19 protein-coding genes are annotated in these 23,606 nt (G+C 65.6%); 11 read left to right on the top strand and 8 right to left on the bottom strand.

What is annotated here, in order from left to right; genetic code table 11:
• The first annotated feature begins 419 nt into the window (after positions 1-419).
• From J7357_RS14100 to J7357_RS14090, 3 genes are all read left to right on the top strand, one after another.
• Positions 420-3,692 (top strand): LAGLIDADG family homing endonuclease, encoded by a 3,273-nt coding sequence (locus J7357_RS14100; protein WP_209247381.1) that lies wholly within the window; start codon positions 420-422, stop codon positions 3,690-3,692.
• A 190-nt stretch (positions 3,693-3,882) separates the two neighbouring features.
• Entirely contained in the window at positions 3,883-4,560 is a 678-nt protein-coding gene (locus tag J7357_RS14095) for a hypothetical protein (RefSeq protein ID WP_209247379.1), read from the top strand.
• Positions 4,561-4,647: 87 nt separating this feature from the next.
• A complete protein-coding gene (locus J7357_RS14090; protein WP_209247377.1) occupies positions 4,648-5,487 on the top strand; it encodes an NrdJb in 840 nt (279 codons plus the stop codon).
• 41 nt (positions 5,488-5,528) lie between these two features.
• Here the strand turns inward: J7357_RS14090 and J7357_RS14085 are convergent, their stop codons facing one another.
• The 4 genes from J7357_RS14085 to J7357_RS14070 all read right to left on the bottom strand — a co-directional run bounded on the left by J7357_RS14085 (position 5,529) and on the right by J7357_RS14070 (position 11,943).
• Positions 5,529-5,855: a hypothetical protein gene (locus J7357_RS14085; RefSeq protein WP_209247375.1), complete on the bottom strand. Its 327-nt coding sequence runs from the start codon at positions 5,853-5,855 to the stop codon at positions 5,529-5,531.
• A gap of 73 nt (positions 5,856-5,928) precedes the next feature.
• Positions 5,929-6,288, bottom strand: coding sequence for a hypothetical protein (locus tag J7357_RS14080; protein ID WP_209247373.1), 360 nt, complete (start codon positions 6,286-6,288; stop codon positions 5,929-5,931).
• Between the two features lie 489 nt (positions 6,289-6,777).
• Positions 6,778-7,335 carry a hypothetical protein gene (locus tag J7357_RS14075; RefSeq protein ID WP_209247372.1) on the bottom strand — a complete coding sequence of 186 codons (558 nt, stop codon included), beginning with the start codon at positions 7,333-7,335 and terminating at the stop codon, positions 6,778-6,780.
• Between the two features lie 15 nt (positions 7,336-7,350).
• The gene (locus J7357_RS14070; protein ID WP_244667532.1) at positions 7,351-11,943 is read right to left on the bottom strand and encodes an RHS repeat-associated core domain-containing protein; all 4,593 of its coding nucleotides are present in this window, start codon (positions 11,941-11,943) and stop codon (positions 7,351-7,353) included.
• 226 nt (positions 11,944-12,169) lie between these two features.
• Between J7357_RS14070 and J7357_RS21380 the strand changes: the two genes are divergently transcribed.
• The 3 genes from J7357_RS21380 (at position 12,170) to J7357_RS14055 (ending at position 15,946) form a co-directional block, all read left to right on the top strand.
• Positions 12,170-13,498: a pyridoxamine 5'-phosphate oxidase family protein gene (locus J7357_RS21380; RefSeq protein ID WP_244667531.1), complete on the top strand. Its 1,329-nt coding sequence runs from the start codon at positions 12,170-12,172 to the stop codon at positions 13,496-13,498.
• A 178-nt stretch (positions 13,499-13,676) separates the two neighbouring features.
• Complete coding sequence (locus J7357_RS14060; RefSeq protein WP_209247370.1) at positions 13,677-14,339, top strand: type II CAAX endopeptidase family protein; 663 nt, start codon at positions 13,677-13,679, stop codon at positions 14,337-14,339.
• Between the two features lie 368 nt (positions 14,340-14,707).
• A complete protein-coding gene (locus tag J7357_RS14055; protein ID WP_209247368.1) occupies positions 14,708-15,946 on the top strand; it encodes an EAL domain-containing protein in 1,239 nt (412 codons plus the stop codon).
• Positions 15,947-15,989: 43 nt separating this feature from the next.
• Here the strand turns inward: J7357_RS14055 and J7357_RS14050 are convergent, their stop codons facing one another.
• Positions 15,990-16,697 (bottom strand): SDR family NAD(P)-dependent oxidoreductase, encoded by a 708-nt coding sequence (locus tag J7357_RS14050; RefSeq protein ID WP_209247366.1) that lies wholly within the window; start codon positions 16,695-16,697, stop codon positions 15,990-15,992.
• 156 nt (positions 16,698-16,853) lie between these two features.
• Between J7357_RS14050 and J7357_RS14045 the strand changes: the two genes are divergently transcribed.
• The 3 genes from J7357_RS14045 to J7357_RS14035 all read left to right on the top strand — a co-directional run bounded on the left by J7357_RS14045 (position 16,854) and on the right by J7357_RS14035 (position 19,734).
• The gene (locus J7357_RS14045) at positions 16,854-17,774 is read left to right on the top strand and encodes a LysR family transcriptional regulator (RefSeq protein ID WP_209247364.1); all 921 of its coding nucleotides are present in this window, start codon (positions 16,854-16,856) and stop codon (positions 17,772-17,774) included.
• 228 nt (positions 17,775-18,002) lie between these two features.
• Positions 18,003-18,737 (top strand): hypothetical protein, encoded by a 735-nt coding sequence (locus J7357_RS14040; RefSeq protein WP_209247362.1) that lies wholly within the window; start codon positions 18,003-18,005, stop codon positions 18,735-18,737.
• 172 nt (positions 18,738-18,909) lie between these two features.
• Complete coding sequence (locus tag J7357_RS14035; protein ID WP_209247360.1) at positions 18,910-19,734, top strand: DUF6348 family protein; 825 nt, start codon at positions 18,910-18,912, stop codon at positions 19,732-19,734.
• A 45-nt stretch (positions 19,735-19,779) separates the two neighbouring features.
• Here J7357_RS14035 and J7357_RS14030 read toward each other — a convergent pair whose 3' ends face one another.
• Positions 19,780-20,613 (bottom strand): lysophospholipid acyltransferase family protein, encoded by an 834-nt coding sequence (locus J7357_RS14030; RefSeq protein ID WP_209247358.1) that lies wholly within the window; start codon positions 20,611-20,613, stop codon positions 19,780-19,782.
• A gap of 340 nt (positions 20,614-20,953) precedes the next feature.
• Between J7357_RS14030 and J7357_RS14025 the strand changes: the two genes are divergently transcribed.
• Positions 20,954-21,343, top strand: a complete 390-nt coding sequence (locus tag J7357_RS14025) for a ribonuclease domain-containing protein (RefSeq protein ID WP_209247356.1) — start codon at positions 20,954-20,956, stop codon at positions 21,341-21,343.
• A 283-nt stretch (positions 21,344-21,626) separates the two neighbouring features.
• Here the strand turns inward: J7357_RS14025 and J7357_RS14020 are convergent, their stop codons facing one another.
• Both J7357_RS14020 and J7357_RS14015 read right to left on the bottom strand, forming a co-directional pair.
• Positions 21,627-22,055 (bottom strand): hypothetical protein, encoded by a 429-nt coding sequence (locus J7357_RS14020; RefSeq protein WP_209247354.1) that lies wholly within the window; start codon positions 22,053-22,055, stop codon positions 21,627-21,629.
• 153 nt (positions 22,056-22,208) lie between these two features.
• Positions 22,209-22,415, bottom strand: coding sequence for a hypothetical protein (locus tag J7357_RS14015; protein WP_010342424.1), 207 nt, complete (start codon positions 22,413-22,415; stop codon positions 22,209-22,211).
• A 74-nt stretch (positions 22,416-22,489) separates the two neighbouring features.
• Between J7357_RS14015 and J7357_RS14010 the strand changes: the two genes are divergently transcribed.
• A complete protein-coding gene (locus tag J7357_RS14010; protein WP_209247353.1) occupies positions 22,490-23,596 on the top strand; it encodes an exodeoxyribonuclease III in 1,107 nt (368 codons plus the stop codon).
• Positions 23,597-23,606 lie beyond the last annotated feature (10 nt).

Here is a 23,606-nt window from a genome sequence, read left to right as displayed (position 1 = left end):
CGTTTAACCGCCAGTGAAAGCGCTCCGGTGCCGCCTGCGCAAGGCCGCAATCGCGCCTTGCGCGCGCGGCGCAGCAACAGCGCAGAATCGCGTCGCGGCGACGTTGACAGTGGGCTTGCCCGGCGTTAGCGTTCACGCGTGTCGCAGCCACTACATGTAGCGGTATGGATCCGGTGCGGCACTAGACATAGGGTTTTCTTCACCAGGACTTCACATCCAGGGGCGCGCTCGGCGGTGCATGACGGGACGGTGACAGGAAACGTCGCGGAATCAGGGGATTTTTGATCGGTCGAGGGCAGGCGCCGCGTGCGCTGCCGCGGCCGTCTCTGCCGTGCAGCGCAAGTGCGATATAGACAAGACACATGGCGGGTGACCACCCATCCGCTTCATCGGGACAGGTTCGAGGAGAACACAGCAGAATGAGTACGGTGCGCCTGGAAGTCGTCCAGACCGGATCCAAGCACGACCCCATCCCGATGCAGCCGGCGTCGCAGGACATCTGGGACAAGAAGTATCGGCTCAAGACCAAGCAGGGCGAGCCGCTGGATGCCGACATCGACGGCACCTACCTGCGCGTGGCGCGGGCGCTGGCCGATGCCGAGTCCACCGACGAGTTGCGTGCCTACTGGTTCGAGCGCTTCACCTGGGCGCTGCGCCGCGGCGCGATCCCGGCCGGGCGCATCACCTCCAACGCCGGCGCGCAGGAACACAAGCCGGCCACCAGCACGATCAACTGCACCGTGTCGGGCACCATCACCGACTCGATGGACGGCATCCTGGAGAAGGTCCACGAGGCCGGGCTGACCCTCAAGGCTGGCTGCGGCATCGGCTACGAGTTCAGCACGCTGCGCCCGCGCGGCGCGTTCGTGGCCGGTGCCGGCGCCTACACCTCCGGGCCGATGTCGTTCATGGATATCTTCGACAAGATGTGCTTCACCGTGTCCTCGGCCGGCGGCCGCCGCGGCGCGCAGATGGGCACCTTCGACGTGTCCCACCCGGACGTGAAGGATTTCATCCGCGCCAAGCGCGAGGACGGGCGCCTGCGCCAGTTCAACCTGTCGCTGCTGATCACCGACGGCTTCATGCAGGCGGTGGAGCAGGACGCCGACTGGCCGCTGGTGTTCCCGGTCAACCGCAAGGAAGAGGCCGACATCGACCTGGCCGACGCCAGCGCCGTGGTGTGGCGCGACTGGCCCACGCACCACGACTACATCGTGCGCGACGACGGCCTGGTCGCGTGCAAGGTGTACGGGCACATCCGCGCCCGCCACCTGTGGGACATGATCATGGTCTCCACCTACGACTACGCCGAGCCGGGTTTCATCCTGATCGACCGCGTCAACGAAATGAACAACAACTGGTGGTGCGAGAACATCCGCGCGACCAATCCTTGCGTGACCGCCGATACCTGGGTGCAGACCGCCGAGGGGCCGCGTCAGGTCGCCGATCTGCTGGGAACGCCGTTCCTGGCGCGGGTCGATGGCGGCGATCATGCCACCGGTGTGGAGGGATTCTTCAAGACCGCGCACAAGCAGGTGGTGCGACTGCAGACGCAGGAAGGTTACGCGCTGCGCCTGACCGCAGACCACCGCGTGCGGCGCGTGGTGCGCCAGACCCGTTGGTCGCTGGACACCCAATGGTGCCAGGCGGACCAACTGGTCGCGGGCGACCGGGTGCTGCTCAACAATCACCGTGCCGGTGCCGAGTGGGGCGGCGCGCGCAGCTATGAGGAAGGTTTCCTCCTCGGCATGCTGGTGGGCGACGGCACGCTCAAGCAGGAAGCCGCCGTGTTGTCTGTCTGGTCGCAGGCCGCCGCCGTCAATGCGGCGCCGCTGGCACCGGTGGCGCTGATGGACGAAGCCCTGCACTGCGCGCGCAGCCTGCCGCACCGTGCCGACTTCGCCGGCTGGAGCGAGGTGCGCGACCGTGGCGAGTACCGTCTGAAGTCGGCCGCCTTGCGCGATCTGGCCCTGGAGCTGGGCCTGCGTCCGGGCGACAAGGCGATCACCCCGGCCGTCGAGAAGACCTCCAGCGATTTCCATCGCGGCTTCCTGCGTGGCCTGTTCGACACCGACGGCTCGGTGCAGGGCAGCCAGGAGAAGGGCGTCAGCGTGCGCCTGGCACAGTCCGACCTGGCACGGCTGGAGGCAGCGCAGCGCATGCTGTTGCGGCTGGGTATCGCCTCGCAGATCTGCCGCGACCGGCGCCCCGCCGGCACGGCGTTGCTGCCCGACGGGCACGGCGGCACGCGTGCCTATGCCACCAAGGCGCAGCACGAACTGGTCGTCAGCGGCGACAACCTCGATGCCTTCGCCGAGCGGGTGGGCTTTGCCGACACCGCCAAGGCCAACCGCCTCAAGGCGCTGCTGTCCGGCTACCGTCGCCAGTTGAATCGCGAGCGCTTCGTGGCGACCGTGCAGTCGGTGGCCGCCGATGGCATCGAAGACGTCTACGACGTGCAGGTCCCTGGCATCAACACCTTCGACGGCAACGGTCTGCACGCCCACAATTGCGGCGAGCAACCATTGCCGCCGTACGGCGCCTGCCTGCTCGGCTCGATCAACCTCACCACCTTCGTGCGCGAGCCGTTCACCGAGCGCGCCCGCTTCGACTGGGAGGAATACAAGGAAGTGGTGCGGGTGTTCACCCGCATGCTCGACAACGTGGTCGAGGTCAACGGCCTGCCGCTGCAGCAGCAGCGCGACGAGATCATGCGCAAGCGCCGTCACGGCATGGGCTTCCTCGGCCTGGGCTCGACCATGACCATGCTGCGCATGAAGTACGGCAACGCCGAGTCCTGCGAGTTCACCGAGTCCATCGCCCGCGAGATGGCCGTGGCCGGCTGGGAGACCGCGCTGTCGCTGGCCAAGGAGAAGGGCCCGGCGCCGATCATGCAGGAGACCTTCGAGGTCACCGCGGCGATGCTGCGGCAGCGCCCGGAGATGGCCCGCGACGGCTGGCGCGTCGGTGAGCGTATCGAGGGCCGGCTGCTGCACGCCAGGTACAGCCGCTACATGCAGCGCATCGCCGAGGTGGCGCCGGCGCTGGTCGAGGAACTGGCCGAGGTGGGCGCGCGCTTCACCCACCACAGCTCCATCGCCCCCACCGGCACCATTTCGCTGAGCCTGGCCAACAACGCCTCCAACGGCATCGAGCCGAGCTTCGCCCACCACTACAGCCGCAACGTGATCCGCGAGGGTAAGAAGAGCAAGGAGAAGGTGGACGTGTTTTCCTTCGAGCTGCTGGCCTACCGCCACCTGGTCAACGCCAAGGCGATGCCGTTCGCCGAGGACGCCGCCGCGCGCCTGCCGGACTACTTCATCGCCGCCGACGATATCCACCCCAAGGAACACGTGGACGTGCAGGCTGCCGCGCAGAAGTGGGTGGACAGCTCCATCTCCAAGACCGCCAACGTCCCCACCGACTATCCCTACGAGCAGTTCAAGGACATCTACCGCTACGCCCACCAGCAGGGGCTGAAGGGCTGCACCACGTTCCGCTTCAACCCGGCCGCCTTCCAGGGCGTGCTGGTCAAGGAAGCGGACCTGGAGAACACCACCTACCGCTTCGAGCTGGAAGACGGCAGCGTGGTCGAGGTCAAGGGCAACGAACAGATCGAATACGACGGCGAGATGCATACCGCTGCCAACCTGTTCGATGCGCTGAAAGAAGGGTATTACGGCAAGTTCTGACGCCGTCCCGTCTCCTCTCCGCGCCGGCGGAGGGGAGGGCGGCGGTGGGAGCCCCGGAGCGCGGCGCGCCGCGCTTCCTCAACGTTTCCCCACCGTCCGCCGCCTGTCGCCGTTTCCGGCTCCCCGCTTCGCTGCAATCGGTATAGCATCGCCCGCGTGACATAAACACTGACACCCTGAGGAGGGTTTTATGAGCAATGGAAATGGCGTCACGGCGACGCTGACGCAGGTCGCCGAGAACGTGAAAGAAACCGCCACCAACGTCGGCGAGACCATCGCCGCCACCGCCAGCGAGGCCGTCGCCACGGTCAAGCAGACCGCCGAGACCGTGCAGAAGCGCGTGCAGGACCAGGTCGCCAAGACCCGCAAGGCGGTGAAGCAGGCCGAGAAGGCCGTCGCCAAGCGTGCCGAGAAGGCCGGCAAGGCCGTCAAGAAGACCGTCGCCAGCGCGCGCAAGAAGCTGGAAGCGGCCAAGGCCAGCGCCCAGGCCGAAGCTGCCGCGCTGACCAAGGGCGGCAAGAAGACCGCCAAGAAGGCGGCTGCGAAGAAGGCGCCGGCGAAGAAGGCCGCGGCCAAGAAGGTCGCGGCCAAGAAGGCCCCCGCCAAGAAAGTGACCGCCAAGAAGGCCGCGCCGAAGAAGGCGGTCAAGAAGGTCGCCGCCAAGAAGGCCGTTGCCAAGAAGGCAGTGAAGAAAGCGGCGAAGAAGGTTGCAGCGAAGAAGGCCGTCGCCAAGAAAGCGGTGAAGAAGGTCGCCAAGGCGGTCAAGAAGAGCACCGCCAAGGTCGCCAAGAAGAGCACCGCCGTGAAGAAGACCGCCGTGCGCAAGGCCGCCGGCAAGAAGGCCGCGGCCACCCGCGCCAAGAAGTAAGCCGTCCCGTCGCACCCTCTCTCCCGTGCGCGGGAGAGAGGCTGGGCCCACGCCCGTCCCGCTCTGCCTTCCAGGAACGCACGCCTCATGGCCATCAAGATCGACCAGAAAATCAAGGGCTACGCCGTCGTCACCCCCGAGGACAAGGCGCGCGACGCCGCCGCCGCGGTGCCCGCCTCGTCGATCGACCGCGCCACCGCCGAGGCCGAAGCGCCGGCGGACAACATCATCCACATGCACGAGCGCATCGAGCGCCCGGACGTGCTGATCGGCAGCACCTACAAGATCAAATCGCCGTTGGTGGAACACGCCATGTACGTGACCCTCAACGACATCGTGCTCAACGCCGGCACCGAACACGAACTGCGCCGCCCGTTCGAAATCTTCGTCAACTCCAAGTCCATGGAGCACTTCCAGTGGATCGTGGCGCTGACCCGGATCATGTCCGCCGTGTTCCGCAAGGGCGGCGACGTCACCTTCCTGGTCGATGAGATGAAGGCCGTGTTCGACCCCAAGGGCGGCTACTTCAAGGCCGGCGGCGTGTATATGCCGTCGCTGGTCGCCGAACTGGGCAGCATCGTCGAAGAGCACATGAAGTCGATCGGCCTGCTGCACGACCCGGAAATGAGCGACCACCAGCGCGCGCTGATCGCCGAGAAGCGCAAGCAGTACGAAGAACGCTCAAAAAAAAACAGTGAAGTGAGCAAGGCGGTTCCTTCTCCTGCGGGAGAGGGTGCCCGCAGGGCGGACGACGGGACGGTGTCCGCCGACTCCACCGCCGACCACGAAGAGGACATCGCCGTCACCGGCGACGGCGCGAGTTTCCCGCCGTCGGCCACGATGTGCCACAAGTGCAACACCAAGGCGCTGGTCATCATGGACGGGTGTGCCACGTGTTTGAATTGTGGGTATTCGAAGTGCGGTTGAGCGCTGGCATTGGGTGGGGGCGGCGTTACATGTAGCCCGAACTACTTCTTCGGGATAAATGTCATCTTGAGGCTCTCGTAGATTTCCTTGTCCTGGTTGCTGCCCTTCTCAGCAGCCAACTGCCCCCAGCGCAAGGTCTCGGGACCATTGTTGTGCAAGACGCAATCCAGGGAATAGTCGCGCATCCCTTTGATTGCCGAAAGGTCGCCGCGCTCGGCCTTTGTACGATTGGAATCAACATCGAAAGTCTTGCAGCTTCCGTCTCCTGAAACGGGGGCTACATCGATCTTATGATCGTTTTCCCCGCAGGAAACCAAAAGCAGAAGACATCCCCATAATGCCGCCCTCAGCATCGTGACCTCACGCATTCTTCCGCTAGCCTCTGATGTGTTCCGGCCGTAAATTCCTGGTAAATCAAAGCAAGGCTGCGTTGCACAGAAATCATCTCTTGCAATTTGAATATGCTTCTTTCTCAAAATAATCATTAAGCTGCGCGCTCTCTTTCAGTTTTTCAACCGCTTGGCAGGAAGGACGTAGGTCATCATGTGGGAATGAGTAAATCTCGCCCTCTTTACTCAGTCTATTCAGTACCCACCAGACGCGCGCATCTCCCACTCTGAAACGCACAGCACTTTCATCTCCAATGCTGGCGACAAGTAGGTCGCTTTTGTTTTCTGCATATCGAAGGTCAAGTGCCTGCAAGTTGCCGTACACCGCTTTATCGCTGACCGAGCAGCCATTCGCGAGGATTGAGAACCCGATGGAAATCGCTGCGCGTGAAATTATATTTGCTTTCAGCATTTGCCTGTAGGGGATTGCCAGGAATCATGGTTTGAAAAGCGTGCAAGAGCCTTGCCATAACGGAGGTTCTTTATACTCGTTCTAAGCGTCTAGTGCGATTTATATGAAGATAGATATTGAAATTTTTGACTAGTCAAATTTACTTAAAAGATTTCGAGCTCGCTATTCGTCGAGGTTCGGCTAAAGATCTGCGTCGCATGGCTTCACGCGGTAACCGGGCAAGATCTTATGTTGCAGTCGGCTTTGTGTCACCTAGTTGCAGTCAATCTTCAACTCTCTTCTTATTGGTGGGCTATCAATGCAAATAGTCTTCCCCAGGAATTCCCAGAGCTCATAAAAAATGTCCCATTGGTTTGCAGAATCCACTGCCGGAGCTTCTATCTCCGTGTAAAAGTTACTCCTGTCGCCCAAAGCCCTATCCACACGAACATACTATCGTCCATCACGAGGATGGGTGTAAACTAAATGACGATAATCTTCAATCATCGTTCACGGTCCAAATCCAACCGACATTGCGGTCACTTTATTGCCGTCCGATAAAAAGCAGATATTTGAACCTCCCTCAGAGAAGCCACAAATGCGTTCAAATTCATGCCCGCCGATCTTCTCTTTCGATGTATCTATCGTGCCATAATCTTGACTTGCTTTAATGGCCTTGGAGTAAGATTCGCCAATGGCCACGCCCTTCAGTTTTAGTCCCTTAAGACTTTCTATCGTTCGAGGCACCGTTTTATCCGTATGACCTGATGAGATGCGTATCTCATCAATTGTCCTGAACTTCGGTGCGACGTCAGGATTAGAGGTTATTACTACTTGCATGCCTGTGGCTGCATCTCGATAAGTTCTTTGAATCAGGCCGGCACTATTGAGCATTTTTTTGCCTTCGCCATAGCGGTGAATGACATCGGATTCCTTGTAGGCATTCGGAATGTAAGCTCCATCATGGAAGGCTTTGGATACATAATCCAAATTTGACTGCTTCGCTGCTGAATTAAATGTGCTTGCGCAGATGCCAAGAATTATGAGGACAAATCCATATTTTTTCATGTCGTTTCAGCTGTCTTAGAAGAGAGGGACAATCGTAGGCCTTTCGTAGTTCAGGCGCTGATATGGAACTGGCTTGAGAGGGTTTCGGGCCTTGGCATCACGAACCATGCCTACCAATTCTTGGATATCTTCGTTCTGCATTCGAGTGCAACCGACCGCTGGCGCCCATCCCTGCCTTGGTGCCGTAGGATTCTGAAGCCTGGACCCACCGCCATGGATCCATCGCCCTCGCGGGTCATTGGTCCTTAGAATGTCATTAGGCCCATATGCTCTCGGATTCATCTTGTAGGGACCAGCTGTGGGATAAACATCATTTGATTGATAGGCGCCAGACGCACCCGGAAGGGCATTCCCTGCAACATCACTTAGTGAGTCCCATGATTTAATGAGATTGCCATGGTCATCATAATAGTTTGTTATTCCAAGATTCTGGTAGGTTACGACTGAGTCTAGACCAGAAGGGTCGGCCTGCGAAATAGGGCTTCCATTTGCATAGCCATACGTTGCCATTCCTCCGCCAAGGCCAATCAGGTCACTTTGGCTATATCGTCCGCTTAAAGAGTCGTAATCTCGATAGTAGTTCTGATTGAATCCCGTGGCGCTGTCGTAACGCTGGCCCGGGAAGCGCAGGTTGAACACGAATGCGGTGCCGTCGTTGTCCGGATCCTGATTCGGCGGCGTAGTGCCGAAGGCTTCGCCCTTGACGTCCCAAGTCCAGATGGCAACGTCACGCGCCGGGTCGATCACCGCTCGTGGCGTGCCCAGATGGTCGGGCTGCACATAGTTCAACGCGGTCCCCGCCAGCACGCCCACCGGCAGGTCATCGAGCCAGATCGCCTGCTGGAGAGCCTTGCCGTTGGTGTCGTAGTCGCCCATCCAGTGGCCGGCTTCGTCGTAGACGGTGTAGGTGTTGGTGGTGCCGAGGAACCGGCGCACCTGCTCGCCCCGGTCGTTGTAGCGATACTCCATCGCCAACGTGCCACTGCGCGTGGCTTGGCTCAGCCGCCCCGTCGCGTCGTAGGCGAAGGTGCGCGCCAAGCCATCGATGGCCGTGGTGTTGCCCATCGCGTCGTAGCTGCGGGCTACGCCGGCCACGCTGGCCAGGCGGTGGCTGTCGGTTGGATAGGTGTAGGTCTGGCTGGCGCCGTTGACCTGGGCACTGAGCCGGTTGCCGGTGGCGTCGTAGCTGTATCCGTCGATCACCGTGCCGGTCGGGCCATCCTTGAAGGCGGTCAGCCGATTCAGGTTGTCATAGCCCAACTTCACCACAGGTGCGGTGTTGCCGGGCGCGGTGAACGCAGTGAGGTTGCCTGCCGGATCGAAGCCAAAGCCAATATTCAGGCCATCCTTGCGGCCGTCCTGGATCGCCAGCGGGCGGTAGTTCTTGTCCAGCACGCGCTGCAACGGCCGGCCGTTGCCATAGGCCCAGCCAGCGCTGGGGCCAAACGGGTAATAGGTCGCGCCGCTCAGCAGTTTTTGACGCGCGCCGCCGGCGGGCGTGACGCCCACTTCCGTTGTTTGTCCCAGCGCATTGCGCACGTAATCCACCACCGCGCCGTCCGGATAGGTCACCCGGCTGAGGCGGTCGCCCTTGGTGTAGGCGTAGCGCAGCGCGAACGCCTTGCCGTTGGTGGTCTGCACCTTGCGCACGACGCGCCCGAACCGGTCATAGCAATACTGGGTTATGCCACTGCCGTCCTGCAGCCTGCTCAAGCGGCCCAGCGCGAAGGTTTCCCCAGCCGCGCACACATTCTGGCTGGCATCGTAGGTGTAGGTGGCGATCAGCGCCTTGTCGGCATAAGTGGCCTTGGCCAGCCGCCCCAGCGCATCGTAGATGTAGCTGGTCTTGGTGCCGCGCGCATCGGTCTGCGTGACCATGTTGCCGGCACTGTTGTAGGTGTAGCTGGTAACACCCGTGTCCGGGCTGGTGAGCTTCAGCAGGTCGCCCAGGCCATTGTATTGGTAGACCGTAGCCAGGCCCTTGGGATCGGTGACCTTCGCGATGTGGTCCAGCGCGTCGTAATCGAACTGGGTCTTGGCCGCGATGCCACCCACGTCCTGGATGGTCTGCTTGACCCGGTTGAGCGGATCGTAGTCGGCCTGGGTCTTGTGCTTGAGCGCGTCGGTCACCAACTGCACGTTGCCGTTGTCGTCGTAGCTGAAGTCGGTCGGATCGGCTTCGGCCGTGGCTTGCGTCGCCAACTGGCCAATTCGGTTGTAGATCCGCGACAGCGTGTGCGTCAGGGTGCCCGACGCGTCCTTGGTGTCTTCCTTGGCCCGGTTGCCCGACGGATCCAGCGTGTAATGGATGGTGTTGCCGGCGCCATCGGTCACGTCGGTCAAGCGATGCGCGGCGTCGTAACCATAGGTGACGAACGTGCCGTCGGGATCGGTGACCTTTTTGACATTCCCTACCTCATCGTAGGCCACGACCGTCGTCTGATCCTGGTCGGACGGTGTGCCATCCGCGTTCGCGCGCAGCGTGCTTGAGTCCGTCCAGCCGCGTGGCGTGTAGGTCAGGTCCCGGATCAGGCCATTGGCGTCCTGGGTGCGCGTCGGGCGCCCGTTACGGTCGTAGGACACATAGGTGGTGGCCCGGCCCAGCGCGTCGATGACCTGATACAGATCCCCCGCGCGGTGGCAGGCGCCACCGACAGTGGCGCAGCCGGATTCGTCGGCGGTCAGGTAGTAGCGGTAGGTCGTGGTGTCCGCCACATCGGTGCGCGGGCCGTCCTGGCTCAGCACCAGGCCGACCTGCGGGCACTGCGTGCCGTCCACGGTGTCGCAGTAGCTGGTCAGCCACTGGCGCACGCCAGTCGGTGCGTTGGCAGTGCTGCCGCAGTTGTAGCTCATGGCGGCGGATACGGCCGGATCAACCTCGCAACGTGCCGTCTGCTGACCGCGGGCGTTGTAGGCCCACATCGTCTTGGCGGTCGTGGCGCCGGCCGCATCGAGCACCGTGCGCGTCAGCGGCACGCGCAGGCTGGTGTTCCAGGTGGTGTTCGTCGTGCGCTGCTGCGCAGTGCCCGACGCATCGATCTGCTGGGTCAGCAGGCCATTGGCCGAGTAGGTGGTCTTGGTGACCGTGTCCTTGAAGTCCGTTCTCGACGCCGGATACCCGTTGTCGTCGTAGGTCAGCGCCTTCCAGGGCTGATTGCATTGTTCACCGCACGGCACGCTGGCACCGGTCGGCTTGAGCGAGCCGTAGCCGGTGTCGGTGTAGGTCAGAAAGGTCCTGAATCCCAGCGGCGAAGTCACCGCGGCCGGGGTGGCCCAGTTGGAGGTGGAGGCCGAATACTCGATCGAGATGGCATCGACGTTGCCGGCGAAGCTCGACGCAATCGCATCGCCGCTGCTGGCATAGCGCGTGGTTTCGAAGCGCACGCCCTTCTCGTCGATGACGCCGGTCAGCGCCGTCGGCTGGCTCTTGTTGGAGGTGAGCGAGGCCTCGTTGTAGACGTATTGGCGCGTCTTCCCGTCCGGATACTGCACCGAGGTCAGGTTGCCGATGCTGTCGTAGCCATAGGTCAGCGTGCCACCGTCGGGCAAGGTGACAGTGCTCAGGCGGTTATTGCTGTCGTAGGCGAAACTCAGCGAGCGGCCGCCCGCATCGGTGACCCGCTGCAGGAGGTTCGGCGGCGGTTTGCTGCCGGCGAGCGGCGGCAGGTCGCTGTATTGCAAGGTCAACACCGTCTGGCCCATGCGATCGAACACCGAGCGCAGCAGGCCGGCGGTGTCGTAGAGCTCGGTCTGCTGGGTCGCCGCCACCGCCAGGGAGTAGCCCAGCAACACGCCGGCGCTGTCGCGGCGCTCGGTCAAGGTATCGGCGATGTCCGGGTCCGGCACCCACGCGCCATTGCTGGGACGAAACCGTTCCACCACACCGTCAGGCCGTTGGACATCGATAAAGCTGCCGCCATTGGCGACGCCCGACAGCATCAGATCCAGTCGGCGCTCGAAGGAGTGGCGCCACTGCTTGCCCAGCGTCACCGCGGTCACGAAGGTCTTGCTGTTGTAGAAGCGGCGCAGCGTCAGCCAGGTCGGCGAATCGTAGTCGGTGTCCTGGCGGAACATGTTGCCCGTGGACGTGTTGATCGGGTCGCCTTCGAAGGCAGTTCCCCGATGCACCCCACCCTGCTTCAGCGCTGCGTTGCCGCTGCTGCCATGCGGGCCGGTGTTGTCGCCGGCCTGGCCCAGCCCGCCGGTGCACCCAGTGTTGCAACTGCCCGTGTTCTTGACCGGCTGGCCTTCGCCCACAATCTTGTCGTTGGCGTAGACATAGCCCCACCACTGCCCGTTTTGATACACCGTCGCAGCCGCAAAGCCATCGCTGTAGGACACCGTAAAGACGGGCGTTTTTTCGCAGCCATTGGATTGGCACACCCGCATGGCGCCATCGATGACGAACTGCACCGCTTCGTTCACGGTGGCAAACGATTGCGACCCATTGCTGGAATCCCCGACATACGGCGGCCCATATTGCCGCTTCGGGGTGACCGCAACACTGGGGAAGGCGACCAGCGCGCCGGCGAGCAGCAGCAGGGAGGCACCGCCGAAACGGCGGGCGGCACGAACGTGGGGGTTCGGCATGGCTTCGTCCTTGAGCATGATTAAGTTGTGTTGCCGGCAGCCGCTGCATCCAGCTCCTTGGCTGGCGAAATCATACCGAGCTTTGTTGCAAATTCTGAGACGGACGTTGGATTTTTTCTGAGAACGTCTTGCCTGGCGGCCAGACGCCAAGCGGGCCTCTATCGACCTAGGCGGAAACACCCGTTGCAGTGCGATCATGGCGCCATAGCCGGCACCTCTTGCCTGGCTTTAGGAGATCACTGCCATGGATGCCACCACGCCATTGCTGACATTCGCGCTGCTGGAGCAGAAGATCGAGGCGATGCCGGAAGGGCCGGTGTCTGCCTTGTCTTCGCCGCGCTGGATGCGGGTACTCAACGTGGTGGGATGGGCGGGAATCGTCATCGGCTTGCTGCCGTCGCTGCTATTGCTCTGGCTCGCGCCGCAGCTGTGGATGGTGACCCTGTCGCAGGTGGGGTTGGTCCTCACGTTGGCTTTTTTCCCATATTTGCTACGTACGGTCTGGTTGGTCATTTACGAATTCGTCAATTCGCGCAGGCAGTTCGTCGAACAGTTCGATCACGATGTAGCTCAACTGCGTCAGTTGTCGCATTGGTTGCGTGCTTATCCGCGCGACGTGCTGGAGGAGCAGTTGCGTTACGCCAAGATGGCGCAGGAACGTCTGGTCTCTAAGCTTGGTCTGTTAGTTGGCGGCATGGACAAGCTGGGCTTGCTGCCACTGTGTCTGTCGTTATTCGTCGTCCTGCGCAACTGGCGCGATCTGTTGGCCTTGCCCGCGTGGCTGGCCATGCTGGCACTATTCGCTGCGATCTTGTGGATGATCAGTTGGCTGGGTGCGCATTTCCGTCTGCGTCTGCACCTTTACGAAAGCGTGCTCGCCGCTGCGCTCGCCAATGCTGGCGCTGCCAAAGCGGACGTGCCGACTGAGACGGCATTGCCCAGCTCGCCGGCGGGGAACACCGCGCATCGCATCACCAGCCTCGACGCCCTCGAAGCCCTGTACGGCCAACCAGTCGAGCGCGTAGTACGAAAGCAAATCGACCATCTGAACACCGACTACCAAGCGTTCGTGCACGCATCGCCGTTTGTGGTGCTGGCCTCGGCTGGGTCGGAGGGCCTGGACTGTTCGCCGCGCGGCGATGCGCCGGGATTCGTGCAGGTGCTGGATGCGCGCACGCTGGCGTTGCCGGATCGGCCGGGCAACAACCGCGTCGATACCCTGCGCAATCTGCTGCAGGATCCGCGGTTGTCGCTGTTGTTCCTGATTCCCGGCATCGGCGAGACCTTGCGCGTGAACGGCCGTGCCGAGATCCGGGTCGATCCGGACCTGCTGGCGCGGTTCGCGGTCGGCGAGCGCTTGCCGCGCAGCGTGATCGTGGTGCATATCGACGCGGCGTATTTCCACTGTGCCAAGGCGATCGTGCGCTCGCAGCTGTGGGACCCGACACGGCACCTGCCGCGCGATCGCCTGCCCAGCCCCGGCACCATGCACGCGCATCTGGCCGACGGCGCGTTCGACGGCGAAACCTACGACCGGGAACTGCCGCAGCGCACGCGCGATGCGTTGTACTAGCTTGACTCGATCGGTGTGCGCGCCGCGCCGTGCGCATCACGCCGCGCCGGGGTGAACTGCACGCGCCGCGTGACGCCGTCACCGATGTCCCCGGTCATGCCACCCTGCTACGGTACGCCCCTGGTGGGAAGCGGCGACGACGCCGTTCCGGCGCGCAGCGAACGACAGGGGAGTGTGGATGCGGGGACGTGGGGAACCGTCAGGCGGTTGGGGTGAACTGCTGCTGGTCACGGCAGTCGCGTTCGGGTTGCCGATCTACTGGAGTGCGCAGGCGGTGCTGGCGCCGGTGGTGGAGCCCTCTTTTTCCGACGCGAGCCTGTGGGGCATGGTGTTCTACGAGCTGCTGGTGCTGGCGGTGTTGCTGCCGACACTGTGGTTCCGCGGCTGGACGCTGCAGGTGCTGGGGTTGCAGTGGCAGGCGCGCGACATCGGCGTTGGCCTGGCGCTGTTGGCCGCCTGCGTGGTGGCGACCTATCCGTTGAACCTGTTGAACGACAGGGTGGCGGCCGAGGTGAATCCGTCGATGGACGCGATGGTGGCCGGGCCGCTGTCGGCCGGCGTGGTGGTGCTGGTCTCGCTGCTCAATCCGATCTTCGAGGAAGTGTTCGTCTGCGCCTACGTGATCCGCGCGCTGGAGCGGCGGCACAGCCCGGCATTCGCGGTGAACGTGAGCGTGGCGATCCGCGCGTCGTACCACCTCTATCAGGGGCCGGTCGGCACCATCGCCATCGTGGTGATAGGGCTGATCCTGGGCTGGTGGGTGGCGCGCACCGGGCGGCTGTGGCCGGCGATCGTGGCGCATGCCGCGCTGGACCTGATGGGGTTGATGGCCTACGCCTGATGGGCGGGGCACAGGCTGGTAGCCGGGCATGCGCCAGCGTGGCGTGGAGCGACTATCGCGCGGTGCCGCCTGCTCGAAGCCTAGGAAAGGCGGTCGACCATGCCTGCCAGCGGCAGTGCCATCCGTCCGGTCGCTGAATTCGCGGCGGCGCCTTGCCGAAGCGGTCGCTGCCGTAGACAGCTTGATTCCTGAACAGGCCAGCGCTTTCGCGGCTGTACGTCACGCTTTACAGTCGAATGACACGGACGTGTCGCCCGCTGGACAACGGGGAAGGTCCGGGTTCCGGCCGCTCGATCACCTCGCCTACGGCGCAGCGCCGTGCGCGGTGCGCGCCGCACGGGCCGCAACGCTTTCAGGGGAGAAGCGGGATGGCGTCGACCGAGGATCTACCAGCACCGCATCCGTTGTTCGAGCTGCTGTCGGGCGAGATCAGCGACCGCGAACTGCGCCGCTGCCTGCGTGTGGTGCGTCGGCATCTGGGCATGGACGTGGCGTTCCTGTCGCGCTTCCGCAAGACCGATCGCGTGCTCGATCACGTGGACGGGCCGCCCGACGGGCCGATCCACGAGGGCCAGATCCTGCCGTTCGCCGATGGCTACTGCATGGGCGTGGCGCAGGGCGAGCTGCCGCAACTCATCCCCGACACCTCGCTGCTGCCGGCGGCGCTGTGCATTCCGGCGACGCAGGAGATTCCGATCGGTGCGCACATGAGCGTGCCGATCCAGGTGGGAGGGCGGATCTACGGCACGCTGTGCTGTTTCAGTTTCCTGCCCAGGCCCGACCTGGGCGAGCGCGACATCGGCATGTTGCGTGCGTTCGCCGAGATCTTCGCCCTGCGCCTGCACGAGGTGGAGGCGCACAAGCTGGAACGGCAGGCGATGATCGACGAGATCGATGGCGCGCTGGCCGCGGGCGCGCCGCGCATCGTGTTCCAGCCGGTATTCGCGCTGCAGGAGCTGCGCCTGCATGGATTCGAGTGCCTGTCGCGTTTCGACGTGGCGCCGCAGCGTGGGCCGGCGCAATGGTTCCAGCAGGCCGAGCTGGCCGGGGTCGGCATCCGCCTGGAATTGCATGTGCTGGCCAAGGCGCTGGCCCATCTGCGGCGGTTCCCGCCGCAGTACCGGCTCAGCGTGAACCTGTCGCCGGAACTGATGACCTCCGCGGCGCTGGCGGGCGTGCTGGGCGCCGATGCCGAGGTGGCGCGGCTGACCCTGGAGATCACCGAGCACGCCATCGTGCGCAACTACCAGACGCTGGCGCAGGCGCTGGCATCGCTGCGCGAGCGCGGCGCGCAGGTGGCGGTGGACGATGCCGGCGCCGGCTACGCCAGCATGCGTCACATCCTGCAGTTGCAGCCGGACGTCATCAAGCTCGACATGAGCATCACCCAGTGCATCCATTCCGACCGCAGCCGCCGCGCGCTGGCCAAGGGGCTGACCAACTTCGCCCACGAGATCGGCACCCAGGTGTTGGCCGAAGGCGTGGAGACGGCGCAGGAACTGGATGCCCTGCGCGAGCTGCAGGTCGATTTCGTCCAGGGTTACTTCCTGTCGCGGCCGCTGCACGAGGATGCGGCGCTGGCACTTGCGTTGAAGGAGACCGGCTAGTGGGGCTTCGGCGTCGCGCGCGCCGACGAAGCACGCGTGGCGCCTACCACGGCACCACGCGGCCCAGGTAATCCAGGTAGTGCAAACCGCCGCGGCCGTGGGCGGTGTCGATGGTGTCGAGCAGGGGCGGGATGCTGTCGTCGATGGACAGGCGCGCGTCCGGCCCGCCCATGTCGGTGCGGACCCAGCCGGGGGCCATCAGCAACAAGGTGTGCGCACTGTCGCGATGGCGAGCGGCGAAGCTGCGCATCAGCATGTTCAGTGCCGCCTTGCTGCTGCGGTAGATCTCGTACTGGCCATTCGTGTTGTTGGCGATGCTGCCCTGCCCGGACGACATCACGCCGATGGTGCCGGTGTCGCGCACCAGGTCGCGCAAGGTCTCGATGGTGCGCATCGGGCTCAGTGCATTGGTGACCATGACCCGGACGAATTCGTCGGTGGCGACATCGGCGACGGTCTCGCGGTCGTCGTTCTTGACGCCGGCGTTGACGAACAGCAGGTCCAGGGCCTCGCCGTGCAGGCGCGCGCGCAGCGCGGCCAACTGCGATGGATCGGTGATGTCGAGGTGTTCGATACGCAGTGTCTGTGGATGGGCGGTAACCAGATGGTGCAGCGCCGCGCTGGGCGCGCCGGCGCGCTCGGTGGCGATGACGCGCCAGCCGCGTCTCAGGTAGCCTTCGGCCATCGCCAGGCCCAGGCCGCGCGAGGCGCCGATCAGCAGGACGGTTCTGGGTGCAGGGGTGTCGATCATGGTGGGTCTCCGCGTGGCCGGTGCGGCCTCGGCATGCGAGGCCCACCGGCGGTCTGCGCACTCTAGGCGCGCGTGTCGCCCGGCGGAACGCGCGTCGCATGCATTGAGGCCTTGCATGGGACGCCTGTGTCCATTCGCCATCGTCGGGAAACGCGTATGCCGGAACCGGATCTGAATCTGTTGATCGCCCTCGACGCCTTGCTGGCGGAGTGCAGCGTCGCCGGCGCCGCGCGGCGGCTGGGGTTGAGCGCGTCGGCAATGAGCCGGACGTTGACCCGGCTGCGCGAGGCGACCGGCGATGCGCTGCTGGTCCGCGCCGGCGGCGCGATGGTGGCGACACCGCACGCGATCGAACTGCGCGCGCGTGCCCGCGACGCGGTGGAGGCCGCGCGCGCCGTGCTGCGCCCGGCAACGGCCGAGCTGGATCCGGCGGGCGTGCAGCGTACCTTCACCGTGCGCGCCAACGACGCCTTCGTGGAGGCGTTCGCGGCCATGCTGGTGGCCGCAGTGGCGGCGTCGGCGCCGCAGGTGCGCCTGCAGTTCGTGGCCAAGGCGCAGAAGATCGCGGCGCCGCTGCGCGAGGGTCTGGCCGATCTGGAAATCGGGGTGCTGAGCGAGATGGGGCCGGAACTGCGCGTGCAGGGCCTGTTTCGCGATCGCTTTGTCGGTGTGGTGCGCAGCGGTCATCCGCTGGCGCGCGACGGGGAAGTGAGCGTGCAGCGCTATGTGGCGTTCGGCCACGTCGTGGCCTCGCGGCGCGGGCGGGCGCACGGGCCGGTGGACGCGGTGCTGCAGCAGCTGGGCCTGGTGCGTCATGTCGCGACCGTGGTGCCCAGTTTTTCCGCGGCGCTGGCGGTGGCGCGCGCGTCGGACCTGATCGCGCTCGTGCCGGCCTCGTTCATGGCGGCGCAGCCCGACACGCTGCGCGAGCCCGCGCATACGTTCGCGCTCCCCGTGGTCACCGAACCCATCACCGTGTCGATGCTGTGGCATCCGCGCCTGGAGCACGACGCGGCGCATCGGTGGCTCCGCGGCCTGTTTCTGTCCGAGTTCCGCGCGCGCATGCCGCTTCGCTGAGTCGCGCAGGCATGCGTTGCGGCCAACCAGGGCGAGCGGAAGGGATGTGGTGCGGTCCCTGCGACGAGCTGTCTTGCGCCAGCGACCGAACGCCTGATCGACGCGTCCCTGCGGCGATGGCCGCGCCTGTCGCGCAGGCCGTCGCTGCGGGGATGCGACATCGGCACTGGTCCGTCGCCGCGGCGATGGCGCACACTTGTCGGCTCTGATCGAAGGCAGGAACAGGCGATGGCACGGCGATACGGATGGAGCGCGATGCTGGTGGGGCTGGTGGCGTTCGCCGCGGCGGCGGCCGGCCCGACCCCCGGCGAGTACAGCACCAAGGAAGGCTGGGGCAGCATGCGGGTCACCGACAAGGGCGGTGCGCGCCAGTTCGACCTGCTGTCGGTCGGCGCCAACGGCCACACCTGCTCGCTGTCGGGCACGCTGCAGGGCGACAAGGCGGAGGTGAACGATGCCGGCGACGTGCCGTGCAAGCTCGCCTTCAAGCCGGTGCCGGGCGGGTTCAACGTGGCCGCGCTGACCGAGGAAAGCTGCCGCGACTACTGCGGCATGCGCGCCAGTTTCGAGGGCGATTACCTGCAGCTGCCGGCCGGCTGTACTGCCGCGGCCAGCAGCCGGCGGCGCGAGGCGTATCTGCAGGACTATCGCGGCAAGCGCTACGACAAGGCGCTGGCCGGCATGCAGGCGTTCGCAGGCAAGTGCGGCGGCTTCCTCAACTGGCTCGATCGCGACCGCTTCGCCAACGACCGCGCCATCACCCTGCTGCGCCTGGGCCGGCCGCAGGAGTGCCTGGCGGCGCTGGACGGCACCATGGCCGGCCGCAGCCACGACGAGGCCTCGTTCCAGGCCGAGCTGGAAAAGCAGAGCACCATGCTGCCGCCCAGCGACTGGGATGCCTACCTGCCCATCGCCAAGTCCACCTGGTTCAACCGCAAACTGTGCGAGGCGGCCAGGCACTGACGCAGGCGCCGTGGGTGCGGCGCGCCGATGGCCGCTGCGCCCGTGCCGCCAGCCACTGGCAGACGCGGTACGCTGGTCGCCATGACGCGCGTGGCGTCGGCGGTTGCCGTGGCCGCGGGCGACTGCGCATACTTGCGGCGACCGATGGCGGGTTGGATGCCCTGGAGCAAGGATGATCGATCGACTGCGACGCCTGTTGTCCCGCACCTCGCCACGCGGGGCCGATGCCACCGGGTCGGAGCCGGCGCCCGACGCGCAACCGCGCCGCGCACTGCAACAGCTGTTGCTGCAGGTGCTGCAGCGCGAGGGGCATGCGGCGAGCTTGCACGACGAGGTCGTCGTGCTCGGCAACGGCCTGCAACTGTTCACCGAACTGGTGGACCTGGCCGAACTGCGCAGCGGCGTGCGCACGGCCAGTTGCATTCGCGTGCATCACGCCAGCCTGTTCGCGGAGGGGATCGTCGAGTTCCAGCATTCCATTGGCGAGGACACCGAGGCGAGCCTGGCCTCGGGCTTCACCACCTGGGCGCGTACCGATCTGGTGGCACTCTCGGAGGCGGTGACGGCGCCGGCCGAGGCCCGCTGCATGACGTTGCAGATGGAGTTCCCCACCTCGGCTACGGCCGAGGCCGCGGTGCGGCGCACGGTGGTGCTGGGGCCGGTGGCGCATATGAACGGTGACGCGGCCCGGGCCGCGGCGGGCGACGACACGGAGCACGCGTTCTGCCCGTGCTGTCTGTTCACCAACAGCCTGGACGCCTTGATGCCGTTGCTGCAGCGGGATCAGCGCATGCTCGGCATCCGTCTGTTCGCCTCGCGCGACGCCGACGGCGAGGTCGCGGCCGACTGCCGGGTCAATGGCGAGGACTTTCCCGACGGCGTGGCCTGCCTGCGCCGCTACGCCGAGACCTGGCCGGCGCTGGGCGCCTTGGAATTCCGCAAGCAGTACGCGGTGGTGCGGCTGCCGGAGCCGGTGGTGCCGGATACCGCGCACTGACGCGCCATCGGGCATCGCCCGCGCACGCCAGCAAGGCACGCCATCCTAGGCCGCGGCGGCATCCGTCGACGCAGCCGGCAGCGCCGAGGCCACGATGGCATGTAGCCGCGCGGCCAGCGCCTTGCGGTCGCTGCCCGGGGCCACCGCGATCGGTGCGTGGAAGGTCACCCTGACCACCGCACCGGACAGGCGCAGGAAGTGCGCGACGTGCGCACCGGCCTGCATCTCGCCGTAGAAGGCGTAGGCATCGCGATCGCCGCCCTGCGTCAGCGGCTGCCCATCGACGCTGCGCACCTCCAGCGTGAACGGCTGCAGCGTCCAGCGCCGCGCGTCGGGATCGGCACTGAGGAACAGCGAGAACAGGCTGGACTTGAACGGCGCGACGCGCTCGCCGGAGGAGGTGGTGCCCTCGGCGAACAGCACCACGTCGTGATCCGGGCGCAGTTGCGCGGCCACGGCGGCGGCCACCGCGGCCGCATCCTGGCGGCGCCGGCTGATGAACACGGTCTGCGCCAGCGCGCCGATGTGGCGCATGCCCGGCCAGCGTTCCATGTCGTTCTTGGCGATGAAGCGCGCGCGCAGCAGGCTGCCCAGCACCACGATGTCGAAGTGGGAGATGTGGTTGCCGACGAACAGCGTGCCGCCCGCGTCGCGCGGCGTGCCCACCACCTCGACGCGAATCCCCAACGCGCGCCGCAGGCAGCCGAACCACAGCCGCGGCAGCACGAACGCGGCGCGGCCGCGGGTGAAGCGCATCAGCAGCCACTGCGGTGGGATCAGCAGCAGGCTGGCCGCGATGCAGACGGCGAGCCGGACGATGGCGCGCGCGCGGCCGGCGATGGGGGCGGCAGCGGGGTGGGGCGAAGCGGCGTCGGGCATGGCGGGGGTCGCTGTGAAGACGGTCGGTTGCGCTGGCGCGCGCGGCGATGGTAGCCGACGCCTGTGTCTTCGGTCTCATGGCGTCGTGTTGCCGCGGAGTGTCGGGTGGGAAAGCATCAGGCCCGCGCCGTGCTGGCCTTTCCGATTCCGATGTCGTTACAGCACTCACATCGCGCTTTCGCAGTCGTTCCAGATGGATGCCGCACCGGGGGACTGCGCCAGCCGCAGATCAGCCATCGCCCGATGGGCGTGCCGGCGCCGCCCGCGCATCGTGGCAGCGTCTGCCGCGGCGCCGTTCGCCGGTGGCGGCCATCCCGACCACTGCCAAGGAGCACCTTCCATGCACCGCCCGATTCCCTATGTCCTGCTTGCCGCTCTGCTGGTGTCCACCCAGGTACAGGCGCAGAAGGCACCGCCCGCCTGCAGCGCATTGCCCACCTACGTGCGCGAAGCCGCCCGCGACATGGCGTACTGCATCACCATGCCCAACCCCATTACCGCGTGCGGTCCCACCCAGGTGGACGTGCAGGTGTTCGGCAATGCCGAAGGGCGGCTGCCTAAAGCCGGCAAGGGGCAGGCCTATTACGAAGGCAAGGCGCGGCGCGATCCGGGCGGCGCGGCCGGCACCTATCGTCTGGTGTTCCTGGTCACCGACGGCAAGACCAAGTCGACCATCGCGCAGCGCTACTACTCGGCCGATCACTACACCACGTTCTGCGCGGTGCAGTGAGTTCGCTCGCCTGGTGCCCTCCGCGAATTGGGGGTGCCAGGCGATGCGATAAGCCGGCGTATCGAGCGCGATGCTGTCGTCCGGGCAGCTGAAAAGGCCGCTAAACAGCACGCCGAGGTGCAAGTGCAGGAGCGGCTTCAGCCGCGACGAGGCGTCACCGGTAGAGTTCGTCGCGGCTGAAGCCGCTCCTGCAGGAAATGGCGCCTGGCCTAGTCGCGGAACGAAAGCGAACTGCTGGAGCTATTCGGAAGCCGCGTCCGCTGACGCGATGGACGTTGCGGAGTCAGTGCGTGCCATTGGCCTGCTTGCAATCCGCAGTCTGCGAGGTGGCAAACGATGTAAGGATCCACATATCCGTGGGGCGCGTCTCGACGCCGTAAATCCACGACTGCCTCACGCCGCCGACGCAACTGGCGATGGCGATGCTGTCGCCTGGCGCACCCTGGTCGGGCAGCGGCAGCGGTTCGGGTGCACGGGTCTGGACGCCGTGCAGTGTCCTCGCGTAGGTCAGGACGATGGGGCCGAGCCGGTCGAGATTGCCCATGCTCATCACGTCTCCGCGCGTTTTTTGCTTCGCCAGCCAATCGCGCACCTGCCGCCATTCGGGCGTGCCCGCGGCGTAGGTCGTGGTGCTGGAGACGCGCAGGCTGTCCGGCACGTCCGGGGCGGCCTGCGTCGCCAGGGGCAGCAGGGCGAGCAGCAGCGCGCTCATGACCCATCCGGTGCGCCGAGCGCGTCGTTGACTGTTCCCGACAGCACCACCGTTGTGCCTGTGCATCCACCCGCTCCCTGCTGGTTGCCGAAGCCGCGACGATAGCACCACCGGCGGCCACGTTTGCCCGCGTGGCGCCGGCCGCGCTGACGCTCAGCGCTTGCCCGGACGATCGGCCAGCGACGCCTGCAGCGCGGTGGCCAAGGCGGCGTCGCCGCTGACCAGCGCACTCCAGCGCAAGTCCAGGCCCTTGCGACGACCTTTCTCGGTGAGCTTCAGGCCTTCCGGATCCACGGTCAGGGTGTAGTGCACGCCGTCGATCTCCAGTGCGCGGCGCAGGGGTTTGTCGAGCGGGGTCATGCGGCGGTTCCCGTTTTCACGATGCGACGAGGGTAGCGGGGCCAAGGTGATGGCAGATTCTGCAGGCGCGCCGGATGAAGACGCTCAAGATCGCCACCTACAACGTCAACGGCATCCGCAGCCGCTTGCCGCAGCTGCTGCAGTGGCTGCAGCGCGAGGCGCCGGACGTCGTCGGGCTGCAGGAGCTCAAGAGCGTCGACACGGCGTTTCCGCTGGCCGAGCTGCATGCTGCCGGCTACGGTGCGGTGTGGATGGGGCAGTCGGGCTGGAACGGCGTGGCGCTGCTGGCCAGGGGCTGCGACCCGGTCGAGAGCCGGCGCGGCCTGCCCGGCGATCCGCGCGACACCCAGAGCCGCTACATCGAGGCGATGGCGCACGGCGTGCTGGTCGGCTGCCTGTACCTGCCCAACGGCAATCCACGCCCAGGGCCGAAGTTCGACTACAAGCTGGACTGGTTCGCGCGGCTGCAGCGGCATGCGCGGCACCTGGTGGCGCTGCCGCATCCGGTGGCGCTGATCGGCGACTTCAACGTGGTGCCCACCGATGCGGACATCTACAACCCGGCCTCGTGGCGGCGCGACGCGTTGCTGCAGCCGGAAAGCCGCCAGGCCTATGCCGAGCTGCTGGCGCAGGGGTGGACCGACAGCCTTCGTCAGGTGCACGGCGAGCGCCGCATCTACACGTTCTGGGACTATTTCCGCCAGCACTGGCAGCGCGATGCCGGGCTGCGCATCGACCACCTGCTGTTGAATCCGCCGCTGGTCGCGCGCCTGCGCGAGGCCGGCGTGGATCGCTGGGTACGCGACCTGCCGCATGCCAGCGACCATGCGCCGACCTGGGTCACGCTAGGCGCGTCGCCGGCCCGCGGTGCAGCCAAATCGTCGGCCAAGCCGAGGCGCAGCGTCGACGGCGCTGGAAGCAAGACCACGCGCGGCGCTGCGAAGAAGACCGCACGCGCATCCGCGTCCGGCGCGGCGCCTTTGGCGGCGAAGACGACCGCGAGGCCCAAGCGCAAGACGACGACCAAGGCCGCGGCGACATCGGCGCAGCCGGCGCCGGCAACAAAGAAGACAAGCGCGACAAAGACAAAGACGCCGAAAGCGCGCAAGCCGCGCGCCGCGGCACACGCCGGAAACCATCCCTTCTCCCGTCGGGAGAAGGTGGCGCGTAGCGCCGGATGAGGGTGCGGCG

The sequence above is a fragment of the Xanthomonas sp. D-109 genome (assembly GCF_017746095.1).
Classification (GTDB): Bacteria; Pseudomonadota; Gammaproteobacteria; order Xanthomonadales; family Xanthomonadaceae; genus Xanthomonas_A; species Xanthomonas_A sacchari.
The sequence above is the reverse complement of the archived record's forward strand: the minus strand, read 5'-3'. Positions and strand labels throughout refer to the sequence as shown.

Bases quoted from the DNA above. Each gene is read 5' to 3' on its own strand.
- J7357_RS14020 (WP_209247354.1), bottom strand. From the start codon at position 22,055: ATGAGCGCGCTGCTGCTCGCCCTGCTGCCCCTGGCGACGCAGGCCGCC.
- J7357_RS14090 (WP_209247377.1), top strand. From the start codon at position 4,648: ATGGCCATCAAGATCGACCAGAAAATCAAGGGCTACGCCGTCGTCACC.
- J7357_RS14015 (WP_010342424.1), bottom strand. From the start codon at position 22,415: ATGACCCCGCTCGACAAACCCCTGCGCCGCGCACTGGAGATCGACGGC.
- J7357_RS14030 (WP_209247358.1), bottom strand. From the start codon at position 20,613: ATGCCCGACGCCGCTTCGCCCCACCCCGCTGCCGCCCCCATCGCCGGC.
- J7357_RS14080 (WP_209247373.1), bottom strand. From the start codon at position 6,288: ATGCTGAAAGCAAATATAATTTCACGCGCAGCGATTTCCATCGGGTTC.
- J7357_RS14075 (WP_209247372.1), bottom strand. From the start codon at position 7,335: ATGAAAAAATATGGATTTGTCCTCATAATTCTTGGCATCTGCGCAAGC.
- J7357_RS14100 (WP_209247381.1), top strand. From the start codon at position 420: ATGAGTACGGTGCGCCTGGAAGTCGTCCAGACCGGATCCAAGCACGAC.
- J7357_RS14070 (WP_244667532.1), bottom strand. From the start codon at position 11,943: ATGCTCAAGGACGAAGCCATGCCGAACCCCCACGTTCGTGCCGCCCGC.
- J7357_RS14035 (WP_209247360.1), top strand. From the start codon at position 18,910: ATGATCGATCGACTGCGACGCCTGTTGTCCCGCACCTCGCCACGCGGG.
- J7357_RS14055 (WP_209247368.1), top strand. From the start codon at position 14,708: ATGGCGTCGACCGAGGATCTACCAGCACCGCATCCGTTGTTCGAGCTG.
- J7357_RS14045 (WP_209247364.1), top strand. From the start codon at position 16,854: ATGCCGGAACCGGATCTGAATCTGTTGATCGCCCTCGACGCCTTGCTG.
- J7357_RS14025 (WP_209247356.1), top strand. From the start codon at position 20,954: ATGCACCGCCCGATTCCCTATGTCCTGCTTGCCGCTCTGCTGGTGTCC.
- J7357_RS14085 (WP_209247375.1), bottom strand. From the start codon at position 5,855: ATGCGTGAGGTCACGATGCTGAGGGCGGCATTATGGGGATGTCTTCTG.
- J7357_RS21380 (WP_244667531.1), top strand. From the start codon at position 12,170: ATGGATGCCACCACGCCATTGCTGACATTCGCGCTGCTGGAGCAGAAG.
- J7357_RS14095 (WP_209247379.1), top strand. From the start codon at position 3,883: ATGAGCAATGGAAATGGCGTCACGGCGACGCTGACGCAGGTCGCCGAG.
- J7357_RS14050 (WP_209247366.1), bottom strand. From the start codon at position 16,697: ATGATCGACACCCCTGCACCCAGAACCGTCCTGCTGATCGGCGCCTCG.
- J7357_RS14040 (WP_209247362.1), top strand. From the start codon at position 18,003: ATGGCACGGCGATACGGATGGAGCGCGATGCTGGTGGGGCTGGTGGCG.
- J7357_RS14060 (WP_209247370.1), top strand. From the start codon at position 13,677: ATGCGGGGACGTGGGGAACCGTCAGGCGGTTGGGGTGAACTGCTGCTG.
- J7357_RS14010 (WP_209247353.1), top strand. From the start codon at position 22,490: ATGAAGACGCTCAAGATCGCCACCTACAACGTCAACGGCATCCGCAGC.